The sequence below is a fragment of the Bacteroidota bacterium genome (assembly GCA_034723125.1).
Lineage (GTDB): Bacteria > Bacteroidota > Bacteroidia > CAILMK01 > JAAYUY01 > JAYEOP01.
In genome coordinates, this window is the sequence record JAYEOP010000400.1 from 4153 (window position 1) to 10024 (window position 5872).

Genomic DNA, 5872 nt, shown 5'->3' on the forward strand with positions numbered 1-5872 from the left:
TTAAAAAAGAAAAACAATTCCATTGTATTAGTCTAACAAAAATTATTGTTTTACTTTTGAGAACAATAAAATCAGCTATTTTGTTCAAAAACATTATTAAAATATTTTCAGGAACATTTATTTCAAGGGTGTTTGGATTTATCCGCGAAATTGTCGTTGCTTCATTTTTTGGTACAGGACGCATTGCCGATGCTTTTACTTTAGCCCTTATTTTTCCCAATCTATTTCGCCAAGTACTTGGTGAAGACATGGTGGAACGTGCTTTTATGCCTCCTTTCAAAAGTATGTACGACAAAGGTGATAAAGAAAAATCATGGAGATTTGTTTCTATTGTTTTCAATTGGTTTTTTATTTCCTTGCTTGCGGTTACATTTTTACTTTATCTTGTTGTTCCTTTGTTTTTCTCCTTAAAAGATTCATTCCCTGAACTTTTCGGTTTTATTTTTAAGGATAAATCTTTTGATTACGACCTTGCTTTGCATCTTATAAAAATAATTCTTCCTTTTACAATTTTTATTGGAGTTGCCGCTTTCGTAGGAAGCATGTTAAATTTCTTTTCAAAAAACTGGATTTTCGGTCTTGCTCCTGCAAGTTTGAGTATTGGGGTAATAATTGGAATTTACACCCTTTATCCTGTAATTGGAGGATACTCAATTGCTGTGGGATATGTTTTCGGGGCTTTTTTACAAATGGCTATTCAATTACCTTTTATTTTTAACAAAAAATTTAGAAGTGAAACGAATTTAAAATATTCGGGATTTAAATTAAAAGATAAAAGCAATGATTTTAAAACAATAAAAAGAGAAAGTAAGCTGATAACCCTAAATGCTCTTTTTGATAAAAGTCAGGAAATATTCGGGAGGTTTTTTGCCGCTACACTTATTGCCGGTTCTACTTCCTCTCTTTTTTATGCCGCTCGTTTGTTTCAGCTTCCTTTTGCGATAATTTCACTACCGATTACTAGAGGAATAAATCCTGAATTGAATAAAATGAAGGCTTTAAACGACAAGGTAAAATTTAACAATACTTTTCAAAAAGGTCTTGACTTGTATTTGCTTATTTTTATTCCGCTAACGACTTTTTTAATTATTTCCGCACCCGAAATTGTTGACATTGTTTTCCGAAGAGGAAATTTTGACAAGCATTCGTTAACACTTACAACAAAAGCATTTGTGATGTATTCTTTTGGTTTGTTGCCAATGAGCCTTGTGGGTTATTACAAAAGGGTTTTGTCTCTTTTTGATAAAAACAAATATGCCCTAAGAATTTCAATAATCGGAGCTGTTTTAAATATTCTTTTTGCGATAACAATTGTAAAAACTACAACAGCAGGACACGAAGGTATTGCTCTTGCTTCCTCCTTGGCGTTTTTTATAAACATGCTAATTCTTGGAAAATATCTTAACCGAGAATTAAAAGAATTTGTACAAAGAAAAATTCCGATAATTGAAATATTTTTATTGATAATATTGGTCGCTGTTTTTATTTTTGTAAGTAAATACTTTGAATTATATTTTTTTGAAACGAAATCCATATCCTTGTTGTCAATTTCCATTAAAGCAATTTCTGTCTTTACGGTCTTTGGGATATTTTATTTTATAATTCCCAAATTTCACCGTATATTGAAAGATTTTTTAAGATGAAAATAATTCAAACAGACAGAATTTTACAAAAGAATGCTTGATAAATTTGAATATAAAAATACCTACAGCCTTGTTTATGCGATTACACAACATCCCGATTTAGGATTATTAATAGAAGCTTTTGAGGTTAAATTGAATGAAGACAAAAGCTTTTCATTGACATTTAAAAAAGTAAATAACAAAAATATAAATGAATCCAAGTATGAAATTAATGCTTTTGATAGAGAAATTATTAGTTTAATAGATGAATATCAAGAGTTAATCATTGTTAAAAAATTCAGCAAAAAATCAAAAGGATACAGGGAGTTTAGAAGTAAGGAGTTTAATTACGACATTTTTAAATCACAGATAAGACCTTATATCGAAAGAAGATTAGTGAAAATATTTTCCTCGTTTGTAAAAAATTCTATTACAATATATTTTAAAGGTGAAAAAAAAGATTTCATCAAAGACAAGGAAATAAAGATAGAAAAAGCCGAAGTAGTTTTTAATTTTATAAAAAATAAAGAAGGTTTACGATATTTTTTGTCAATAAAAAACCAAAAAGAGGAAATTAATTTATTTGAGAAAAAGAAATTTATTTTTTCAAATATGCCTGTTTGGGTTTTTATAAATAATCAAATACTAACTTTTGATAAAAATTTTGATAGTAAAAAATTAACACCTTTTTACGAAAAAGATTATCTTTCTATTCCGCAATCTGCTGAAGAAGAATACTTTAAAAAATTTGTTTTTAAAACAGTAAAATATCAAAAAAATATAAGAGTAGAAGGTTTTGAAATTATCAATTATGATTTTGAACCAAAAGCAATCTTAAAAATTGAAGAAGACTGGCAGAATGAAAGTGTATTAACTCTTAAATTTCGGTATGAGAAATTAGTTTTTGATGCAAATAGCAAAGATGGTAATTTCTTAAAGCTTGAATCAAAAAACAATAATTATATCTTTCACAAAACAAATCGAGATTTTTCTAAAGAGAAAAAACAAATAAAATATTTAATGGATTTAGGATTAAAGAAAAAAAGTGATGCTACTTTCATTACTGACCAAAGTAAAAATCAAAAAACTCTTTACGGAATAGTCAATTGGTTGAATGACAATGAAAAGAAACTGCCTAATAAAGCTTTTGAAATTCAAGGAAAAGTTGGCACAAAAAACTATTTTACAGAAAAAATAGATTTAACTTTTAAGTTAAAAGACAAAATTGATTGGTTTGATGTTTATGCGATAGTGCGATTTGGCAAATACGAATTTCCATTTATTAAACTAAAAAAATATATTTTAATGGGAAAACGTGAGTTTGCTTTGCCTGATGGCACAGTCGCTGTAATTCCTTACGAATGGTTTTCAAAATATCAGGATGTGCTAATTTATGCGAGAGGAGGAGGTACGAATTTTAAAATACAAAAGTCTCACTATGAATTGACTCAAAATGCATTTCCTGAAATAAAAGAAAAATTTGAAAAGGATTATAAAAAATTAACAAAAATTGAAAGTATAGATTCTCAGTTACTTCCTACCAACATTAACGTTGAGCTAAGACCATATCAGAAAAAAGGTTTTGATTGGATGTATTTTATGGGGGAAAATAATTTTGGATGTTGCCTTGCTGACGATATGGGACTGGGAAAAACTGTTCAGACTTTGACACTTTTACAACAAAGAAAAAATGAAGTAATAAAAAGCGAGAATAGTAATGATAAAAACGAAAAAGTACAACTTAATCTTTTTACCTACAAAGAAAAGTCTGAAGAAACAAATGCCTCTTTGATTATTGTTCCTACATCACTGATATTTAACTGGGTAAATGAAATGAAAAAGTTTACACCTAATTTAAGATATCTCGTACATTCGGGAATGAAAAGGAATAAAACAAATATTTCCTTAAAAAATTATGATGTAATAATTACCTCTTATGGAATTGTTAGAAATGACTTTAGGCTTTTACAATCAGCCGAATTTGATTACATTGTACTTGATGAAAGTCAGTTTATAAAAAACCCTAATTCGAAAATATTCAGAGCTGTACGTAATCTTAACGGAAAACAAAAACTCGTTTTAACAGGAACACCTATAGAAAATTCACTTAGTGATTTGTGGTCACAAATGACTTTTTTGAACCCTGAATTATTCGGTGGTTTTAAATATTTCAAAGACGAATATATTATTCCGATTGAACAATTTGGTGATGAAAAAAAACAAGAAAAGTTAAAAAAATTAATTCGTCCTTTTGTTTTAAGGCGGGTAAAAAGTGAGGTAGCCAAAGACTTGCCATCTCTTACCGAAAACACCAGATTTTGTGAAATGACAGAAGAACAAAGTTCTTTTTATGAAAGCAAAAAATCGGAAATAAGAAATTTACTTCTTAAAGAAATTGGGAATTTTACTTATGAGAAAAAAACATTTGCTGTGCTAAAGGGATTAATGCAGTTAAGAATGTTGGCAAATCATCCGATAATGATAGATGAAAAATATGCTCACGATTCAAGTAAATTTAATGAAGTTACGGAACAAATAGAAAATTTAATTTCATCAGGCCATAAAATACTTTTGTTTTCCTCCTTTGTTCGTCATTTGAATATTTTTAAAAAACATTTTGAAAAAAACAAATTGAAATATGAAATGCTAACTGGAAAGGTTCCTCAAACGAAAAGGCAAAAAATGGTTGAGAATTTTCAAAATAATGAGGATACTAAGTTGTTTTTAATTAGCCTTAAAGCAGGTGGTTTTGGGCTAAATCTTACTGCTGCCGATTATGTTTTTGTCCTTGACCCATGGTGGAATCCTGCGGCTGAAATACAAGCGATTAACAGAGCTCATAGAATAGGGCAGGATAAAAAAGTTTTTTCATACAAGTTCATTACAAAGGACAGCATTGAAGAAAAAATCCTTAATTTGCAGGAAAAGAAAAAATTCCTTGCTGACGAATTTATAAATAATAATCCGCTAAAAACATTAAGTGAAAATGAAATTGAAAACCTTTTTAATTAAAAAGAGATTCTATGTTGATTTGTGTGGGTGAAAAAAAATTAAAGCCACAGATTCACAGACTAAAATTAATTTCTATGCAATATTCTAATAAGATATATGCAGAGCGGTCATAAACTGCGTTTTGCTATACCGTGTAAACAAATAATAATCAATACGTTAAACATAGTGCCAAATCTCAAATTATGACTAGACGAAGTATATGTCCTTTAGTCCGGATATATCTGGATCTGGCGAAAATTCATTAATTAATATCTCGTTAGAAAAAAAAGAAAATTTACAGATCGTAAACTCACCCCTTTGTCCCATAGAGAGGATGCCATCACACTCAGTGAGTTTGGTTTTCCCCTTTAGGGAATCTAAGGGGTACAGCTATGCAAATAATGAGTTTTCTTATAAGCACTAATTACAAAAAGAGTAATTTTGTAATCTGTGAATCTGTGGCAAATTTGATTACCCACAGTATTTGACATAGAACTATAATTAATAACAAAAAGAGATGAAAATAAAAATTGTAAATAAATCAAAACACAAATTACCTGCTTATGAAACAGAACTTTCTGCAGGAATGGATATTCATGCAAATATTGAAAAAAACATGAAGATAAAACCACTAGAAAGAATAGTGATTCCAACTTCACTTTTTATTGAATTACCACAAGGTTTTGAAGCACAGATAAGACCACGTAGCGGAATGGCTTTTAAATATGGAATTACCGTTTTGAACACACCGGGAACCATTGATGCAGATTACAGAGGTGAGATTAAAGTCTTATTAATTAATCTTTCAAATGAAGATTTTTTAATAGAAGACGGACAGAGAATAGCACAAATGATTATCTCCAAACACGAAAAAATTGAATGGCAAAAAGTGGATGTTTTAAACAAAACCAAAAGAGGAACAGGTGGTTACGGACATACAGGGGAATGATGAATGTAGTCTATAAACTAGCGAATGAATAGTTTAGGAAACAATAAAATTATACCGAAAGGTTATCATGTAAAAGAAAATAAATTTTCTTAATACCGAAATTTTGCGGTACAAGCTATGCTAATCCATCGGCATAATACTAGATTTTTTTTAATTAAATTGATGGGGGTTTAGTATTATTTTTTTTTACAGAATTGATTTTTCAAAAAATATTGTTGAAATATGTACAAATGTATCATCCCTCTTTGCTTGCAGAGAGGGACAGGAGGGTGAGTCAAAGAAAGTTGCTATGAAAATAAATGTTCAATTT

General features: G+C 29.2%; 3 protein-coding genes. All 3 read left to right on the forward strand.

Annotated features, from left to right (window positions below; genetic code table 11):
• Positions 1–1643 (forward strand): murein biosynthesis integral membrane protein MurJ (gene murJ, locus U9R42_10730; protein ID MEA3496499.1); only part of this gene is annotated, 1643 nt, incomplete at its 5' end.
• A 33-nt stretch (positions 1644–1676) separates the two neighbouring features.
• Complete coding sequence (locus U9R42_10735; GenBank protein MEA3496500.1) at positions 1677–4634, forward strand: DEAD/DEAH box helicase; 2958 nt, start codon at positions 1677–1679, stop codon at positions 4632–4634.
• A 496-nt stretch (positions 4635–5130) separates the two neighbouring features.
• Positions 5131–5562 (forward strand): dUTP diphosphatase, encoded by a 432-nt coding sequence (gene dut, locus U9R42_10740; protein MEA3496501.1) that lies wholly within the window; start codon positions 5131–5133, stop codon positions 5560–5562.
• Positions 5563–5872 lie beyond the last annotated feature (310 nt).

Bases quoted from the DNA above. Each gene is read 5' to 3' on its own strand.
- dut (MEA3496501.1), top strand. From the start codon at position 5,131: ATGAAAATAAAAATTGTAAATAAATCAAAACACAAATTACCTGCTTAT.
- U9R42_10735 (MEA3496500.1), top strand. From the start codon at position 1,677: ATGCTTGATAAATTTGAATATAAAAATACCTACAGCCTTGTTTATGCG.